Origin of the sequence: Diaphorobacter ruginosibacter, assembly GCF_014395975.1 — a bacterium.
Classification (GTDB): domain Bacteria; phylum Pseudomonadota; class Gammaproteobacteria; order Burkholderiales; family Burkholderiaceae_C; genus Diaphorobacter_A; species Diaphorobacter_A ruginosibacter.
This window is the reverse complement of sequence record NZ_CP060714.1, coordinates 2,014,454-2,030,628: the sequence shown is the minus strand read 5'-3', so window position 1 is coordinate 2,030,628 and position 16,175 is coordinate 2,014,454. Positions and strand designations below refer to the sequence as shown.

At 63.7% G+C, this 16,175-nt stretch carries 17 protein-coding genes; 14 read left to right on the top strand and 3 right to left on the bottom strand.

Annotation, left to right across the window (positions count from 1 at the left end):
- Positions 1 to 176 precede the first annotated feature (176 nt).
- Positions 177 to 1,523, top strand: coding sequence for an amino-acid N-acetyltransferase (gene argA, locus H9K76_RS09295; protein ID WP_187599782.1), 1,347 nt, complete (start codon positions 177 to 179; stop codon positions 1,521 to 1,523).
- A gap of 58 nt (positions 1,524 to 1,581) precedes the next feature.
- Here the strand turns inward: argA and H9K76_RS09290 are convergent, their stop codons facing one another.
- Positions 1,582 to 2,547 (bottom strand): Bug family tripartite tricarboxylate transporter substrate binding protein, encoded by a 966-nt coding sequence (locus H9K76_RS09290; protein WP_187599780.1) that lies wholly within the window; start codon positions 2,545 to 2,547, stop codon positions 1,582 to 1,584.
- 148 nt (positions 2,548 to 2,695) lie between these two features.
- Here H9K76_RS09290 and H9K76_RS09285 point away from each other — a divergent pair, with 148 nt between their 5' ends.
- On the top strand, positions 2,696 to 3,127 hold the full coding sequence (locus H9K76_RS09285; RefSeq protein WP_187599778.1) for a MarR family winged helix-turn-helix transcriptional regulator: 432 nt from the start codon (positions 2,696 to 2,698) through the stop codon (positions 3,125 to 3,127).
- 431 nt (positions 3,128 to 3,558) lie between these two features.
- A complete protein-coding gene (locus H9K76_RS09280) occupies positions 3,559 to 4,308 on the top strand; it encodes an MHYT domain-containing protein (RefSeq protein ID WP_246475422.1) in 750 nt (249 codons plus the stop codon).
- A gap of 66 nt (positions 4,309 to 4,374) precedes the next feature.
- On the opposite strand, the gene H9K76_RS09275 is transcribed toward H9K76_RS09280, so the two are convergent.
- Together H9K76_RS09275 and H9K76_RS09270 are read right to left on the bottom strand one after the other, a co-directional pair.
- Entirely contained in the window at positions 4,375 to 5,868 is a 1,494-nt protein-coding gene (locus H9K76_RS09275) for a sensor histidine kinase (RefSeq protein WP_187600553.1), read from the bottom strand.
- A 20-nt stretch (positions 5,869 to 5,888) separates the two neighbouring features.
- Positions 5,889 to 6,599: a response regulator transcription factor gene (locus H9K76_RS09270; RefSeq protein WP_187599775.1), complete on the bottom strand. Its 711-nt coding sequence runs from the start codon at positions 6,597 to 6,599 to the stop codon at positions 5,889 to 5,891.
- Between the two features lie 95 nt (positions 6,600 to 6,694).
- On the opposite strand from H9K76_RS09270, the gene H9K76_RS09265 reads away from it, so the two are divergent.
- The 11 genes from H9K76_RS09265 to H9K76_RS09215 all read left to right on the top strand — a co-directional run bounded on the left by H9K76_RS09265 (position 6,695) and on the right by H9K76_RS09215 (position 15,947).
- Complete coding sequence (locus H9K76_RS09265) at positions 6,695 to 7,354, top strand: cytochrome b/b6 domain-containing protein (protein ID WP_187599773.1); 660 nt, start codon at positions 6,695 to 6,697, stop codon at positions 7,352 to 7,354.
- A complete protein-coding gene (locus H9K76_RS09260; RefSeq protein ID WP_187599771.1) occupies positions 7,351 to 8,133 on the top strand; it encodes a molybdopterin-dependent oxidoreductase in 783 nt (260 codons plus the stop codon). The genes H9K76_RS09265 and H9K76_RS09260 overlap by 4 nt, the downstream gene beginning before the upstream one ends.
- Before the next feature lie 75 nt (positions 8,134 to 8,208).
- On the top strand, positions 8,209 to 8,499 hold the full coding sequence (locus tag H9K76_RS09255; protein WP_187599770.1) for a pentapeptide MXKDX repeat protein: 291 nt from the start codon (positions 8,209 to 8,211) through the stop codon (positions 8,497 to 8,499).
- Positions 8,500 to 8,975: 476 nt separating this feature from the next.
- Positions 8,976 to 9,323: a RidA family protein gene (locus H9K76_RS09250; RefSeq protein WP_187599768.1), complete on the top strand. Its 348-nt coding sequence runs from the start codon at positions 8,976 to 8,978 to the stop codon at positions 9,321 to 9,323.
- Between the two features lie 23 nt (positions 9,324 to 9,346).
- On the top strand, positions 9,347 to 10,591 hold the full coding sequence (locus H9K76_RS09245) for a D-amino acid dehydrogenase (protein ID WP_187599766.1): 1,245 nt from the start codon (positions 9,347 to 9,349) through the stop codon (positions 10,589 to 10,591).
- Entirely contained in the window at positions 10,588 to 11,376 is a 789-nt protein-coding gene (locus tag H9K76_RS09240; RefSeq protein ID WP_246475421.1) for a maleate cis-trans isomerase family protein, read from the top strand. Before H9K76_RS09245 ends, H9K76_RS09240 begins: the two co-directional genes overlap by 4 nt.
- Positions 11,377 to 11,431: 55 nt before the next feature.
- A complete protein-coding gene (locus H9K76_RS09235) occupies positions 11,432 to 12,565 on the top strand; it encodes an ABC transporter substrate-binding protein (protein ID WP_187599764.1) in 1,134 nt (377 codons plus the stop codon).
- A gap of 75 nt (positions 12,566 to 12,640) precedes the next feature.
- On the top strand, positions 12,641 to 13,534 hold the full coding sequence (locus H9K76_RS09230) for a branched-chain amino acid ABC transporter permease (RefSeq protein ID WP_187599762.1): 894 nt from the start codon (positions 12,641 to 12,643) through the stop codon (positions 13,532 to 13,534).
- The gene (locus H9K76_RS09225; protein WP_187599761.1) at positions 13,527 to 14,414 is read left to right on the top strand and encodes a branched-chain amino acid ABC transporter permease; all 888 of its coding nucleotides are present in this window, start codon (positions 13,527 to 13,529) and stop codon (positions 14,412 to 14,414) included. Before H9K76_RS09230 ends, H9K76_RS09225 begins: the two co-directional genes overlap by 8 nt.
- Positions 14,414 to 15,199: an ABC transporter ATP-binding protein gene (locus tag H9K76_RS09220; RefSeq protein WP_187599759.1), complete on the top strand. Its 786-nt coding sequence runs from the start codon at positions 14,414 to 14,416 to the stop codon at positions 15,197 to 15,199. Before H9K76_RS09225 ends, H9K76_RS09220 begins: the two co-directional genes overlap by 1 nt.
- Positions 15,200 to 15,227: 28 nt before the next feature.
- Positions 15,228 to 15,947: an ABC transporter ATP-binding protein gene (locus tag H9K76_RS09215; protein WP_187600551.1), complete on the top strand. Its 720-nt coding sequence runs from the start codon at positions 15,228 to 15,230 to the stop codon at positions 15,945 to 15,947.
- Positions 15,948 to 16,175: the final 228 nt, after the last annotated feature.

The window sequence follows — 16,175 nt, the reverse complement described above, 5'->3', positions numbered from 1 at the left end:
AAGCTTGGGCTTATCAAATATGAAACACCGGCGCGCACGCGAGCGCCCATGAGCCGCTACACTGCGCACTGCGCTTGCCGACCTCCTGCAGAAACGCTGAAAGCACCGAGGGCCGCCAAGCGCTTTTTCTTCCTTTTTCACCCCCCATTTCTGGCCGCCTGACTACCCTCCCGCCCATGTCCGCCGTCTTCAATTTCACTTTCGTCCCCTGGTTCCGGTCCGTGGCTCCCTATATCCACAAGTTCCGACACCAGACCTTCGTGGTGGGCATCACGGGTGAAGCCATTGCAGCCGGCAAGCTGCAGGGCATCGTCCAGGATCTCGCACTGATCCAGGCGATGGGCGTGAAGCTGGTGCTGGTGCATGGCTTTCGCCCCCAGGTGAACGAGCAGTTGCGCGCCAAGGGACACGAGCCCCAGTACTCGCGCGGCCTGCGCGTGACGGACGAGGTGGCCCTCGATTCGGCCCAGGAAGCCGCGGGCCAGCTGCGCTACGAGATCGAGGCGGCATTCAGCCAGGGCCTGCCCAATACGCCGATGGCCGATGCCCGCGTACGTGTCATCTCCGGCAATTTCCTTACCGCACGCCCGGTCGGCATCGTCGACGGCATCGACTTCAAGCATTCGGGTCTGGTTCGCAAGGTGGACGTGGAGGGTATCAAGCGCACGCTCGACTCCGAAGCCATGGTGCTGATCTCGCCCTTCGGGTTCTCGCCCACCGGCGAGGCGTTCAACCTGTCGATGGAGGAAGTGGCCACGCGCGTGGCCATCGAACTGCATGCCGACAAGCTGCTGTTCCTGACCGAGGTGCCCGGCATCCATGTGAAGCCGCTCGAGCCCGAAGGCGACGACAACCCCATCGACACCGAATTGCCGCTGGCCGCCGCGCGCCTGTTGCTCTCGCAGTTGCCCGCACCGCAGGCACCGACCGACGTGGGCTTCTACCTGCAGCACTGCGTGCGTGCCTGCGAGCACGGCGTTGAGCGCAGCCACATCCTGCCGTTCTCGGTGGACGGCGCGCTGCTGCTCGAAATCTATGTGCACGACGGCATCGGCACCATGATCATCGACGAAAAGCTGGAGGAACTGCGCGAGGCCACCATCGACGACGTGGGGGGCATCATCCAGCTGATCGAGCCATTCGAAAAGGACGGGACGCTGGTCAAGCGCGACCGCACCGAGATCGAGCGCGACATCAACAGCTACACGGTGATCGAGCACGATGGCGTGATCTTCGGATGCGCGGCCTTCTATCCCTATCCTGAGGCCAGCACGGCGGAAATGGCCGCCGTCACGGTCTCCCCCATGAGCCAGGGCACGGGCGATGGCGAGAAGCTGCTCAAGCGCATCGAGCAGCGCGCACGCGCCATGGGGCTGAAGAGCATCTTCGTGCTGACCACGCGCACCATGCACTGGTTCATCAAGCGCGGCTTCCAGCCCGTGAGCCCCGACTGGCTGCCCGAGGCGCGCAAGAAGAAGTACAACTGGGATCGCAAGAGCCAGGTGCTGGTCAAGCAACTCTGACCCGACCGCAGCAGACAGGCACCGTCAAGGAAGCTCCTTCAGGTCCTGCCTGCCCGGCCTACCGGGACTTCAGCAGCTCGGGGTGATCCTTCGCCAGTTTTTCCCAGGCACTGGACTGCTTTCGGAGCAACTCGGTCAATTCCTCGGGACTGCTGCTGCTTGCCTTCGCCCCGATCTCCTTGAGCCGGCTCTTGAAACTCCCCGAGGTGGCCACGGCACGCACGGCGCTGTTCAGGCGCTCCAGCCGCTCCGGCTCCATGCCGACGGGCCCCTGCAGAACGTACAGGGCGGAAATGATGAAATCCACTCCGCTTTCCACGAAGGTGGGGACATCGGGCAGTGAGTCCTTGAGCCGCTTGGGCGAGGTGATGCCGATGGCTCGCAGCTTGCCCGCCTCCAGCAGAGGCAACAGCACCGGCGCCAGCGCAAAGGTCGAGTCGACGACACCCGACATGGTATCGGTCACCGCCTGTGCGCCGCCCTTGTAGGGTACGTGCAGCAGCTCGACGCCGGCCACATGCATCAAGCGCTCCACATAGGTATCGAGCTGGCTGCTTGCCACCGACAGGCGGCCCGGCTCGTGGCGCGCCGCCAGCACGAATTCGCGCGGCGTGCGGAACGGCGCGTCGGGATGGGCCGCCAGGACGAACGGGACCTCGGCCACCGTGCTGATGGGCGCCAGCCCCTCCTGCGGATCGAACCCCGGCTTGGGACCAAAAATCTGGTTCACCAGGAGCGCACTGCTGCCGAACAGCAACGTATAGCCATCCGGGCGAGCCTTGGCGACCCATTCGGAGCCGATATTGGTTGCTGCACCAGGGCGATTGTCGATATAAACTGATTCACCAAGCTCCTTAGCAAGGCCCTCGGCAAGAATTCGAGCAATGGCATCCGTGCTGCCGCCCGGTGGAAACGGTACGACGAGTCGCACGCTTTGGGCAGGCAGGCCCTCCGCTGGAGCCGCGAAGGCATGCGGGCCGGCAATGCCGATACATGCCAGTAGAACGAGGCGGAGCGTCCTCAAGCGCATTCGTGAACCTATGTGTGAATACCCTCTTCCCACTATCATAATTTTTTGTTAATTCATCGGGACGATGGTCCTCATTCTCGCGCATTTCGCCACATAATATTAAATAACTATGTACACAAAAGAACAAATCGATGAGCTGCGAGTGAAACGACGTTACGGCGTCGGGCGCATGCTTCTGCTCGCACGCAAGGACTTCGTCAACCGCCTCCACGCGGCGATGGGAGACCAGCTCAAGGATCTGCCGCCCGCGGCTGGCGGCATGCTGCCGTACATTGATCTGGAAGGTACCCGAGGCACCGAGCTCGCCCGGCGCATGGGCGTCAGCAAGCAGGCTGCAGGCAAGGCCGTGCGCGACCTGGAGGCCGCCGGCCTGGTCACGCGCATCCAGGACCTCACCGACGCCCGAGCCTTCAAGGTTCAGTTCTCTGCCAAGGGACTGGACTACATGATGAACATGCACGAAGCGATCAACGAGATTGAGAATGACTATGCCAAGCTGCTGGGTACTGAAAAGGCCCAGATGCTGCGCGAAGCGCTCTGCGAAATCGCCTATCACAGTCCGTTGCCGCGCTAGGCGGTCAGTCCTTGAGTCCCGTGTGCGGCGTTGCGCATACGGGCTTCTTCATCCGAGCCTCGGGCGGCAGCGCTACCGCACCCGCGTCTCGTCTCCCTTCCCGAAAATCATGCTTGCTCATCGGCTGGTGCAACACCATCCGGCATGATTTGTATACACCGCGATTGCCTTCCCCAACACTCTCAGTTGATCTCAATCAAAAGTATTGATTGGCAGCGAGGGAAACAAATCGTTAGAAACGTGTCGAGCGTTGAGTAGTCCTGACGCGGGGCCGATCTGCAGGCGAATCGATCCGGACATTGCTCCCGAATCGCCGCCTGCCGGATGACCAAACAGCCCCAAGGCAGGAATTGCTTTGTTCTTCCTTTCACTTTTCCGGGAGGTGATACATGGACTCGTTGGTACAGACCAGTTACAGCAGAGAGCTCGTAGTGCTGTCTTATGTCATATCGGTCATCGGCGCATTCATTGCGCTGTATTCCGCAAGCCACCTGCAACCCCACTCCAGGAATAAACGAGCCTACTTCTTCAACGTGCTTGCGGCCGGTGTGGCACTGGGCGGTATCGGCGTGTGGTCCATGCACTTCATCGCCATGCTCGCGCTGCGCATGGATGTGGGCCTGGGCTACTCGATGTGGGAAACACTGCTTTCGCTGGTCGCAGCGATCGCCATCTCGGGCTTTGCATTCCACTTCGTGGCCTTGAATCCCTCCAGCCTTCCCCGCCTGCTCAGCGCAGGCTTGCTGCTCGGCTCGGGCGCGGTCGTCATGCACTACCTGGGCATGTACGGCATGCGCTTCGGAGGCTATTTCCAATGGGACTATGTGCGCGTGGGCATCTCGGTGGTGATTGCACTCGTCGCGGCCACCGTCGCTCTGTGGCTCGCCTTCCACACCCGGAAACTCAGTTCGCGCCTGTCGGCCGCATTCGTGATGGCCATTGCCGTGTGTGCCATGCACTACACCGGCATGAGCGCGGCCGAGTTCATCTGCACCACGGAGAACCGCCGCGCAATTCCCACCGGTCCAGACATCGTGAGCGTGCTCGATCTGCCGATGATGGTGATCACCCTGGCGCTTGGCATGTCGATCGCGCTGCTGCTCGACCTGGCTTTCGTGTCGATGCACGAGACCCATGGCGGCCGCCGCACCAAGGAGTTCGCGACGTCCAGGCAGCACTGAACTGAAACGACGGCCCGGCACACTGCCGGGCCATCCACCTGCTCGGGCATCCCTGCCCGTACCTGTTCACCGCAGCACGAACTGGAACGCCGCTCCGCCCCCTGATGGCGGCAGCAACCGGATCGTGCTCGCGTGCAATTGCAGGATGCGGTGGACGATCAGGAGCCCGAAGCCGCCCGAGCGCCCTCCTTCCCCATTCACGCTGCCCCTCGTTCCTGCATAGGCCGTGAATGCCGGGCGCTCGAACAGATGCTCGGCCAGCGCGGACGGCACGCCCGGCCCGGTGTCGCGCACCGTGACCTCGATTCCCCCTTTCACGTGCGGCCGCAATTGCACCGAGACCTCCCCTCCCTGCGGAGACGCACGCACCGCGTTGTCGACGAGATTCACCAGCACGCGCTCCATCATGGCGAGGTCGGCGGTAATCGGCGGAAGTCCCGGGGTGATGTCGGCCACAAGGCGTTGCTGCCGAGCCTCGGCCGCAAGCTCGAACTTCTGGTACACGTCCTGCAGCAGGTCGGTGAGAAAGAAAGGCTCCATCTCGGGTTTGACCACGCCATACTCCAGCCGCGCGAGCTCGAACATCTCCTGCGCGAGGCGACCCACCTTGCGGCTTTGGTCCAGCGCGATATCGAGATAACGGCGCTGCTCCTCAGGGGCAAGCAGCCCGGATTTCATGCGCAGCGTTTCCAGGTAGCCATGCAGCGAGGTGAGCGGCGTGCGCAGATCATGCGATAGATTGGCGAAGAGCTCGCGCCGCTGCTGGTCCTGTTGCCGAAGCTCCTGCCATTGCTCCACGGTGCGTTGCGCGAGCCTCTCGAAGCTCTGGCTCAGCAAGGCCATCTCGCCACCGCCGCGCGCCGCCTGCTGAAGAAGCGGCTGAGCCTGCGGCAGCCAGGACAGGCCCTGGGTCTCTAGGCCTCGCACCCCTTCGGTCAATGCACGCAACGGGCGCGTGATGAGGTGAAACGCCGTGAGCCCCGCCAGCAGGCCCAGCAGGGCCACCAGCGCCATGGACCACAGCATCGCGTTCGCGGTGCCGCCCGCAGTCACGCGAGAGGCCAGCGACTCACGGCTCTCCCCCTGCAGGATCACGTAGACATAGCCGGCATCGCGCCCCGCCAGTTGCAGTGGCGCCGCACTGAACACCTTGCGGCCCCCGGGGTTGCGCGGATCGTCACCAAACACCGGCAGCGCGCCGCCACCCAGCAACAGCCGCACCGGCGCGAGATCAACCTGCTCGCGCTTGACCGCCCCCTGCGGTGCCGAGTAGGACTGGATGCGGCCGGCCTGATCGAGCAGGTACACCTCCACGCTCGGATTCACCGCCATCAGCTTGTCGAACAGCCCGCTCACGGCGGCAGGGTTGAAGCCCGCCGGTTCCATCAGTTCGGGGTACTGGGCAATCTGCGGCGCGAGATCCAGTGACAGCCGCTGGATGACCTCCTGCTCATGTCGCTCGCTGCCCCGCATCTGCAACGCCACCGAAGCGGCACAGCAGGCCAGCAGCAGCACAACGAACACGGCAGACAGACGCTGCGACAGCGACAGGCGCTGCATACGCAGCGTGAGGGTGGTGATCACAATGCCTCCTCCGAGAGTTTGTAGCCCCGCCCCCAGACCGTGAGGATGCGCTGGGGATCGGCCGGGTTCTTCTCGATCTTGGTACGCAGGCGGTTGATGTGCGTGTTCACCGTATGCTCATAGCCGTCATGCTGGTAGCCCCAGACGTGGTTGAGCAGGTCGAGCCGCGAGAACACCTTGCCGGGCTGGCGCGCAAAGAAATACAGAAGATCGAATTCGCGTGGCGTGAGCTCGACGGCCTGGCCATCCACACGGGCCTCGCGTGCGATCGGGTCGATGCTGAGGCTGCCCAATGCAAGCACACCGGCTTCGATCCGCGCATTGCGCGCCAGCGCCTCGCTTCGCCGCAGCAGCGCACGCACACGGGCAACCAGTTCCATCACGGAAAAAGGCTTGGCCAGATAATCGTCCGCACCCAGCTCCAGCCCGAGGATGCGATGCACCTCGCTGGAGCGCGCACTCGTGATGATGATCGGCACGTAGTAGGTCATGGCGCGGGCACGCCGGCAGATCTCGAGGCCATCGACACCCGGCAGCATCAGGTCCAGCACCAGCGCATGCCAGCCCCCACGCTCCACGGCGGCAAGGCCGAGCCGGCCGTCCGCCACATGCTCGACCTCGAAGCCCTCGTCGCTCAGATGCATGCGCAGCAGCTCGGCGATGTGCTCGTCGTCTTCGACGATCAGGATGCGTTTGGTGGTGTCCATCGGCGCATTCTCCCGCACAAGGGCCCGGGGAAGTATCACGTTTTTTTGAACTTTCGGTGAGGACTTCGGGAACATGCGCGCCGAACAATGTGCCCATGCCAGTCCACACCACGCACCCCAACCGACGCCCGTCCTCGCATCAGCCGCTGTGGCTGCGCGTCACCCATTGGCTCAATGCCGCGGCGGTACTCGTCATGGTGACGAGCGGCTGGCGCATCTACAACGCATCGCCCATCTTCGGTGATTTCACCTTCCCTGCCGGCATCACCCTGGGCGGCTGGCTCGGTGGCGCGCTGCAGTGGCATTTCGCGGGCATGTGGCTGCTGGTGCTCAACGGGCTGGCCTACCTGCTGCTCAGCCTGCTCACCGGCCGATGGGCTCGGCGCATGTTTCCCGTATCGCCACGCGGCGTGTTGCGCGATGCATGGCTCGCGATCACGGCGCGCCTGTCCCACGCCGACACAGGCCACTACAACCAGGTCCAGCGCGCGGCCTACCTGTTCGCGGTCGCGGACCTCGTGCTGCTGGTGGCAAGCGGACTGGTCATCTGGAAGTCGGTGCAGTTTCCGCTGCTGCGCGACCTGCTCGGCGGATATGACTTGGCACGAATCATCCATTTCTGCACGATGGCGGCGCTCGTCGGATTCACGATCCTGCATCTCGTCATGGCCATGCTGGTACCTCGCTCGCTGCTCGCCATGCTGCTGGGTCGTCCCACGCTGCAGACCACCACCTCCCGGGAGAACACACCATGAGCCCATCCATCTGGCAGCGGGACAACGCTGAAGCCGTGGTCACCGAGGCACGCAGGATGCTTTCCGGTCCCTTGCCCCAGGCCGCCCGCAGGCAATTTCTGCGACGAGGGCTTACGCTGGGCGGGCTGGCACTGCTCAGCGGCTGCCGCATCGACGACAGCGCAACGGCGGAAGCTGCGCTCCAGCGCGTCTCGCGTTTCAACGACACCGTGCAGGGTTGGTTGTTCGATGCTTCGCGTCTCGCGCCGACCTATCCGGATTCGATGATCACCCGGCCGTTCCCGTTCAATGCCTTCTACGGCGAAAGCGAAGTGCCGCAGGTGGACGCGGACACCTATCGGCTGGAGGTCACGGGCCTCGTCGCCGACAAGCGCCGCTGGCGGCTCGACGAGCTGCGCGCGCTGCCGCAGCACACCCAGGTCACGCGCCACATCTGCGTGGAAGGCTGGAGTGCCATCGGAAAGTGGGGCGGCCCGCGTTTTCGCGATTTCCTGCAGGCCGTGGGCGCCGACCTGGGTGCCCGCTACGTCGGCTTTCAATGCGCCGACAACTACTACACCAGCATCGACATGGCGACAGCGCTGCATCCGCAGACCTTGTTGGCGCTCGACTGGGACGGGCAGCCGCTGCCGCCCCGCTACGGCTTTCCCATGAAGCTGCGCATGCCGACCAAGCTTGGCTACAAGAACCCCAAGCACATCACGGCCCTGTTTGTCAGCAACACCTTCAACCGAGGCTACTGGGAAGACCAGGGCTACAACTGGTTCGGAGGCAGCTGAAGCCCATCCTCATCACCGCATGTTCCCGCGGCTCACGCCGTATTTCTCCACCACCACCAAGAAAGAAGCATCATCATGAAAACCGCATTCACCACCACTGCGCTCTCCCTGTGCCTCGCGCTCGGAGCCGCCTCCGCTTTCGCCGCAGATCCGATGGCAAAGGATGCCATGGGCAAGGACGCCATGAGCAAGGACTCGACGGGTAAGGATTCCATGGCTAAAGATTCGATGGCCAAGGACTCGATGGGCAAGGACAAGGGTGCCATGAAGAAAGACGCCATGAAGAAGGACTCCATGGGCAAGGACGCCATGTCGAAAGACAGCATGGCCAAGGACAACATGGGTAAGGACGGCATGGCCAAGTAAGCCGCGACAGGGCATGGCGTACCCGCTCCGGGTGCGCCATGCCCGCATCGATCAGTCCTTTCAGCGAACCTCTTTCACCGAAGCCCGCTCATCAAGCCTGCGGCGCAGCTCGGCCCTCCACGTGGCCGCATTTTCCTGGTGCTCCCTTCATGAAACCTCCGTGGCACCAGGTCGGCTTCTCCCGTCGTTCTGACCAGCTCACTGCGGCCGCTCCTCACGGCCCCTTGCTTCATCGCCCCTCGCACGCGAAGGTGCCGGAGGCGAATCCAGCTCGCCCTAGAGTAAACCACTACACCCATGTCTTGACCATATATTTCACAAGTGTCTACACTTAATAAGACACTCGTTGAAATGCTTTGCATGGACACCCGGAAACGGGCAGCGTGCACAACGATGTTGATCTGTTTGCACGTCCCGGGACGGATTCAAGTCTTGCCTGGAATACCTGCTCTTTCCCTTCATCCATGGAGTTCCCTATGTCCATCAAGCGTCTTCACACCAACGCCCGCATGAGCCAGTCCGTCATCGCCAACGGCTTCGCCTTCCTGGCTGGCCAGGTTGCCACCGACACGTCCCTGGACGTGGCGGGCCAGACGCGGCAGATCCTCGACAAGATCGATGCACTGCTTGCCGAATCGGGCAGCGACAAGAGCCGCATCGTCCAGGCCACGATCTGGCTGGCCGACCACAAGACCTTCAATGAAATGAACGAAGTATGGGACGCGTGGGTCGCACCAGGCCACGCACCTGCGCGCGCCTGCGTGGAGTCGGCACTTGCCTTCCCGCCCTACACCGTCGAAATCGGCGTGGTCGCCACCGTCTGACCGTACTTCGTCAGGACTGCCCCATGCATACCGTGATCCTCGGCGCCGGCGTAGCAGGCGTCACCACCGCCTGGTATCTGGCAAGCCAGGGCCGCAAGGTGACCGTGATCGATCGCCAGCCTCAGGCCGCCTCGGAGACGAGCTACGCCAACGCCGGCATGATCGCTCCCGGCCATTCGTACACATGGGCTTCACCGCGTGCGCCCGGCATTCTGTGGCGATCGCTGCGCGACGACACCCAGGCCTTGCGCCTGAAGCTCAACCCCGATCCCCACATGTGGACGTGGCTGTGGAAATTCTGGCGCAACTGCACAGCCGAGCGTTCGCGCATCAACACCCGCCGCAAGCTGGTGCTGTGCCGCTATTCGCAGGCGCAACTGCAGGCACTGACGGAGCATCTTCAGCTCGAGTACGAGCGCCTCTCGACCGGTGCCCTCTACATGTATCGCGACGAGGCGTCGCTGGCACGTGGCACCGGCAACATGAAAATTCTCTCCGACGGCGGCATGGACCTGCGCACGCTGACCGCGGACGAGGTCGTCGCGCACGAGCCCGCGCTGGCAAGCGCCCGCGAACACATCGCGGGTGCCATCTATGCACCCACAGACGAGAGCGGCGACGCGCGCATGTTCACCCGCAATCTCGCCATGCGCTGCGAGGAAGCAGGTGTACGTTTCCTGATGGATACCTCGATCGAGGGCATCGATGTGTCGGGAGACCGCATCACGGGCGTGCGCACGCCCAAAGGCCTGATTGCCGGCGACGACTACGTGCTGAGTCTCGGCAGCTATTCACCCATCATCGCGCGACCGCTGGGCTATTCGCTGCCGATCTATCCCGTCAAGGGCTATTCGGTGACCTTTCCGATCCGCGAGGGACACACGCCTCCGTCACTCAGCGGAGTGGACGAGAACAACCTCGTCGCCTGGGCACGCTTCGGCAACCGGCTGCGCTTCACTGCCACCGCCGAATTCAGCGGCTACGACCGCTCGCACAGTCCCGCTGACTTTGCACCAATGTTGCGCGTGGCGCAGCAGTTGTTCGGCAACGGTGCCGACTTCTCCGAACCCGAGTACTGGGCCGGCCTGCGCCCGATGACGCCAGAGAACACGCCCATCCTGGGCAGGACGCGGCATCGCAACCTGTACTTCAACACGGGCCACGGCCACATGGGCTGGACCATGGCCTGCGGCACCGCCAGCGTGGTGGCCGACATCATGAATGGCCGCACGCCAGCCATCGACATCACTGGAATGACTCTTGCATGACCCCCTCCACCATGACGACCGCCACCGACACTTCCTACCAGATCCTGCCCTTCACCATGGACGAAGGCGTGATGCCACGCGCCGCCATCGGTCTTGTGGTGCTGGCCACCGACCAGACCCTCGAACATGAATGGCGCCAGGTCTTCGCCCACGTGCCGGGTGTCGCGTTTTTCGAGGCTCGCCTGTACAACTCACCCGACATCAATCCCGAAACACTGGCCGGGATGGAGAAGGACATCGCCGCCGCGGTGAAGCTCATCGTGCCCGACGTACCACTGCAGGTCGTGGCCTTCGGCTGCACCTCCGGCTCGGTGGTGATCGGCGAGGACAGGATCGCCGACCGCATCCGCAGCGTACGCCCCGGCATTGCCACCACCACGCCGATCACCGCGGCGGTGGCCGGGCTGCGAGCACTCGGCAAGCAGCGCATTGCGCTCATCACGCCCTATGTGCAGAGCGTGAACGAGCTCTTTGCACGGCATCTTGCGAAAAGCAACATGCAGGTCAACTGCATCGCCACCTTCAATCATGCCAATGACAACGAAGTCGCTCGCATCGACCGCGAATCGTTGCGCAACGCGGTGATGACCGCGGGCGGGCATGACGACGTGGACGCCGTGTTTGTCTCCTGCACCAGCTTGCGCATGGCCGCGCTGATCGCGGATTTCGAGAAGGAACTTGGCAAGCCTGTTCTCGCGAGCAACAGCGCCATGGCATGGCATGCCCTGCGCCTCGCCGGCATCAACGATGCGTTGCCGCAGTTCGGCAGCCTCTACCAGATCTGATTTCCACCGAAAGCATCTTTCCCTACCCTTGTTGTCATTCACCCTGGAGCCGATCATGAAAAATACTTTCTTCTCATCGTCCCGCCGACTTCACCTCGTTGCCGCCGCATCCCTGCTCGCCCTCGGCGCAGCTGGTAACGGGCATGCACAGGACGCGGTCAACATCGGCGCCGTGCTGTCGCTTACAGGCGCCAATGCCACCGTGGGCGAGGATGTACGCCGCGGCGTGCTGCTGGGCGTGGACCACGTGAATGCCAAGGGGGGCGTGCTCGGCAAGAAGCTCAACCTCATCATCGAGGACTCGGGCGGCAACCCCACCACGGCGCTGTCCGCAGCGCGCAAGCTGGCCACCGTCGACAAGGTGCCCGTGGTGATGGGTGAGTACTCTTCCGGCATCACGCTGCCGATGGCGCAGTACCTGGTCAAGGAAGGTGTCACGCACATCAACATCGCCAGCAGCAGCACCAAGGTGCGCGATATCGGTGCGACATCGTTCAGCCTGGTCGGCCTCGAGAACTTCGGCAACGCCTTCTCGGCCAAGGACACCTGGTCCCTCGGGCTGCGCAAGGTGGCCCTGATCGCGCCCAACAACGCCTACGGACAAGGTGTCGCACACGGCTTTCGCCAGGAGTTCGAGAAGCTGGGCGGCAAGATCGTGACCGAGGTGCTGTACACCGCGGGCCAGTCCACCTACCGCCGCGAGCTGCAGCAGATGGCCCGCAGCAACCCCGACGGCTATGTCTACACGGCCTACGGGCAGGAGTCGGCGGTGATCAACCGCGAGGCGGAAGAGCTGGGGCTGCGCAAGGTGCCGTTCTACGCCATCCTGATGAGCATGAGCCTGTCGGACACCCAGCCCACCATTGCCAACGGCCAGATCGGCATGGAGCTCGGCTCCCTGCGCGGCGCCGCCGGCAAGGCCTACAACGATGCCTTCACCGCCAAGTACAACGGGGCGCCAAAGACCGCGTACACCGGCTACGGCTACGACGCCGTACTGATGACTGCCGCCGCCATCGAGAAGTCCAAGTCCACCCAGGCCGCCGCCATCCAGGCGGCATTGCGCGAGATCGGTAGCGCGGGCTTCGAAGGCGTCACCGGCAACATCCGTTTCGACGCCGACCGCCAGCGGGTCGATCCCCCGTACGACAAGCTCAAGTTCGAGAACGGCAAGCTCGTCCCGCGCTGATCCCGCGGCTCTCCCCGCCGGCGTCCCGGGCCTCGCGCCGGGCGCCGGCGCCGACCCTTCCCACCCTCTTTCGCCATGCTGCAATTCCTGGTTGACACTCTGCTCAGGGCCTCCGATCTGGCGCTCGTCGCGTTGGGCCTGAGCATGCTCTACGGCCTCGTGAAATTCCCCAACGTCGCACACGTGCAGTACGCCATGTTTGGCGCCTATGTCTGCTACGGCCTGCATGCAGCAGGCACTCCGCTGGTCCTTGCGATCGCCCTTGCCACGGCCGCCACCGGACTGTTCACACTGGTGCTGCAGGTGCTGGTGTTCCAGCGGCTGCTGCGCGGCGGTCCCGCCATCGCGATGATCGGCTCGCTGGCGGTTTCGATGCTGCTCATTGCCGTCATGCAGGGCGTTGCCGGCTCGTTTCCGCGCATGTTCGAGCTTCCCCGCACCGAGCCCCTCGTTCTGGGCGATGTGCGACTGGCGCGCGCGCAGATCTACTCGGTCGCCACAACCATCGTGCTGCTGGGACTGTTCATGTTCTTGCTGTTCCATACCCGCATGGGCCGTGCCATGCGCGCACTTGCCTCCAACAGCATGCTCGCCAACGCATCGGGGCTGAATGCCGCGTTCATCACGCGCCTCGTGAGCTTCATGGCCGGAGGCCTCGCGGGACTGGGCGGCAGCATGCTGGCACTCTCGACAGGCGCGCACATCAACCTCGGCAACGACCTGCTGCTGCCGGTCTTCGCAGCCGCGATTCTGGGTGGCCTCGGCAACCCGCTGGGTGCCGTCGTGGGCGCCATGCTGATTGCCCTGACGGAAACGGCCGTCACCAACATGAATTTTGGACCGGTGTTCGGCCAGGAACTGATGTTCCTGCCGGTCGCCTACATCAGCGCCGCCTCGTTCCTGATACTGCTGCTGGCCCTGCTGTTCAGGCCCTATGGTTTGTTCGACCGCGAGGTGCGCCGTGTTTGATTTCCTCGTTTCTTCACTGACGATCGCCGGCATCTACGCGCTCATGGCGCTGGGCCTGAACCTCCAGGCAGGCTACGCGGGACTGCTCAATTTCGGGCACATTGCCTTCGCGGGCCTCGGCGCCTATGCCGCAGGCATCGGTTTCGGCCTGGGCTGGGGGGTTCTTCCCAGCCTGGCCATGGGCATCGCAGCGGCCATGCTGCTGGGCCTGTTCATTGCCAGCATCGGGCGCAAACTCGCTGCCGACTACTGGGGCATCGCCACGCTCGCGGTCGCGGAGATCCTGCGCACGATCGCCACCAACGAAGGCTGGCTGACCGGCGGTGCGAACGGCATCAGTGCGATTCCCGCGCTGTTCGACGGGCTCGCCCGCCCCTGGGACAGCGTGGCATTCCTCGCACTCGTGGCAGCAATCCTCGCCGCCTGCGCCGTGGTGTGTTCGCGCCTCGGCAACGGCCGCTTCGGCAGGGCACTGCGCCTGATGCGGGAGGAGCCGCAGCTCGCCACCTGCATGGGCTACGACCTGCGCTCGCTGAAGACCCGCGCCATCATGAGCGGCGCCGCCATCGCGGCGCTGGGGGGCTTCCTGTACGCGCACTACATGAGCTTTGCCGGGCCTGAGTACATGCTGGCCTCGGAGACCTTTCTTCTCTGGACCATGTTGATGATTGGCGGCCTTGGAAACACGGCCGGCGTGCTGGTAGGCGTGGTCGTGGTGCAGGCCGCCTATGTGTTCGTTCCCTTCATCAAGGATTGGCTGAGCCTGTCTTCCGACGTGTCCGGCGCGATCCGCCTGGGCCTGATCGGCACCATCCTGCTCCTCTGCCTGATGTGGCGCAGTGAAGGCCTTGTCCCTGAAAAACTGAGGAAGATGCCGTGATGCCGTCCCCCTTGCTTGAACTGGGGCATGTCTCCAAGTCGTTCGGTGGCAACCATGTGCTGCAGGACGTGAATTTCACCATCGCGAAAGGCGAGATCGTCGGCCTGCTGGGCCCCAACGGCTCGGGCAAGAGCACTCTGCTGAACCTGGTGACGGGTTTCGGAGCCATCGATGGGGGGCGGGTCACGTTCGACGGCCAGAACATCGGCACGCTGCCCGCGCACCGCATCGTCAGTGCAGGCATCGGTCGCACATTCCAGTTGCCGTCCATGCCCAGGAAGATGTCGGTGATGGAGGTGGCCATGGCAGCCTCCACGTCCCACCACGGCGTGCTGTCCACCATCTTCGGCTCGGCCGGCGCACGCCGGGCCGAGGCTGCCGCCCACGCCAAGGCGACGGTGCTGCTGGAGCAGTTGCTGCTCACGCATGTGCGCGACCTCCCCTCATCCGCGCTGTCGGGTGGCCAGAAGAAGCTGCTGGGCATCGTCTGCGCATTGATGAGCGATCCACGCCTGTTGATGCTGGACGAGCCCACGGCAGGAGTGCACCCCAACCTGCGGCGCGACATCGTCCAGTCGCTACAGAAGCTCAACCGGCAGGGCATGACCCTGGTGATCGTCGAACACGACATGCACTTCATCCGCGAGGTCTGCACACGCTGCATCGTGCTCGATCGCGGCCGCATCGTCGCGAGCTGCCAACCCGATGAACTGGCGTCCAACGAACACGTCGTACAGGCCTACCTGGGAAGCGTGGACAAGCGCGAACCCGCCGAAGCGGCTTGAAGCCGCAAGCGAGGAGTACAAGCACATGATGATCGAAATCGACAATGTCGTCGCCGGCTACACCCCCGAGGTGGACATTCTCAAGGGTATCTCGCTGAAGGTCGAACGCACCGAGATCGTGACGCTGCTCGGGCCCAACGGATGCGGAAAGAGCACGCTGCTCAAGACCATTGCAGGACAGCTGCTGCCGCGCAGCGGACATGTGAAGGTCAATGACCAGGACCGCACGCAGATGCCGATCTTCCGCAAGATCAGGCAATGCAGCCTCGGCTTCGTGCCCCAGACAGAGAACATCTTCAGCAACCTGACCGTGCGCGAAAACCTCCAGGTGGGCGGGCACTACATGAGTACGCCGGATTGCAACCGCCGCATGGAAGAACTCCACGCGCTCTATCCCGTGCTGGGCCGCAAGTTCAATGCGGCAGCCTCTTCGCTGTCAGGCGGAGAGCGGCAGATCCTCGCGCTTGCGCGGGCCCTCATGCCCAGCCCCGAGGTGCTGCTGCTCGACGAGCCCTCCGCGGGTCTGTCGCCCAAGGTGCTGCAGGAAGTTTTCGACGCCATCGTGCAAGTGCGCGACAAGGAGAAGGTCACCATCCTGATGGTCGAACAGAACGCGATGGAGGCCATGCGCATGTCCGATCGCGCATACATCCTGTCGATGGGCACCGTGGCCCTCACGGGCACCACGCAGCAGCTGATGCACGATCCACAGGTACGCGAACTCTATCTCGGCGGCCGCAAGGCCTGAGTCGTTGCGAGCCATTGCAAAGTGAGGTGCGGGGCCTGCCTCCGGCGCCACCAGTTCTTCAGCACAAACGCACCGGTGATTTGCGCATGGAAAGCACTCGTCAAGCGCTTTCATCGAGTGTGCGCAGTGCGCCGATGGAGCATTCCCCTCGTCGATCCCGCTGCATGACGGATTGCAACAGCCGGTTCACGCTGCGGGGCGATCCGCAAGGCCCGGGGCCTCGCGGAT

Coding starts and splice junctions, on each gene's coding strand:
- argA (WP_187599782.1), top strand. CDS start 177: ATGTCCGCCGTCTTCAATTTCACTTTCGTCCCCTGGTTCCGGTCCGTG.
- H9K76_RS09275 (WP_187600553.1), bottom strand. CDS start 5,868: ATGCAGCGCCTGTCGCTGTCGCAGCGTCTGTCTGCCGTGTTCGTTGTG.
- H9K76_RS09270 (WP_187599775.1), bottom strand. CDS start 6,599: ATGGACACCACCAAACGCATCCTGATCGTCGAAGACGACGAGCACATC.
- H9K76_RS09265 (WP_187599773.1), top strand. CDS start 6,695: ATGCCAGTCCACACCACGCACCCCAACCGACGCCCGTCCTCGCATCAG.
- H9K76_RS09260 (WP_187599771.1), top strand. CDS start 7,351: ATGAGCCCATCCATCTGGCAGCGGGACAACGCTGAAGCCGTGGTCACC.
- H9K76_RS09255 (WP_187599770.1), top strand. CDS start 8,209: ATGAAAACCGCATTCACCACCACTGCGCTCTCCCTGTGCCTCGCGCTC.
- H9K76_RS09250 (WP_187599768.1), top strand. CDS start 8,976: ATGTCCATCAAGCGTCTTCACACCAACGCCCGCATGAGCCAGTCCGTC.
- H9K76_RS09245 (WP_187599766.1), top strand. CDS start 9,347: ATGCATACCGTGATCCTCGGCGCCGGCGTAGCAGGCGTCACCACCGCC.
- H9K76_RS09240 (WP_246475421.1), top strand. CDS start 10,588: ATGACCCCCTCCACCATGACGACCGCCACCGACACTTCCTACCAGATC.
- H9K76_RS09235 (WP_187599764.1), top strand. CDS start 11,432: ATGAAAAATACTTTCTTCTCATCGTCCCGCCGACTTCACCTCGTTGCC.
- H9K76_RS09230 (WP_187599762.1), top strand. CDS start 12,641: ATGCTGCAATTCCTGGTTGACACTCTGCTCAGGGCCTCCGATCTGGCG.
- H9K76_RS09220 (WP_187599759.1), top strand. CDS start 14,414: ATGCCGTCCCCCTTGCTTGAACTGGGGCATGTCTCCAAGTCGTTCGGT.
- H9K76_RS09215 (WP_187600551.1), top strand. CDS start 15,228: ATGATCGAAATCGACAATGTCGTCGCCGGCTACACCCCCGAGGTGGAC.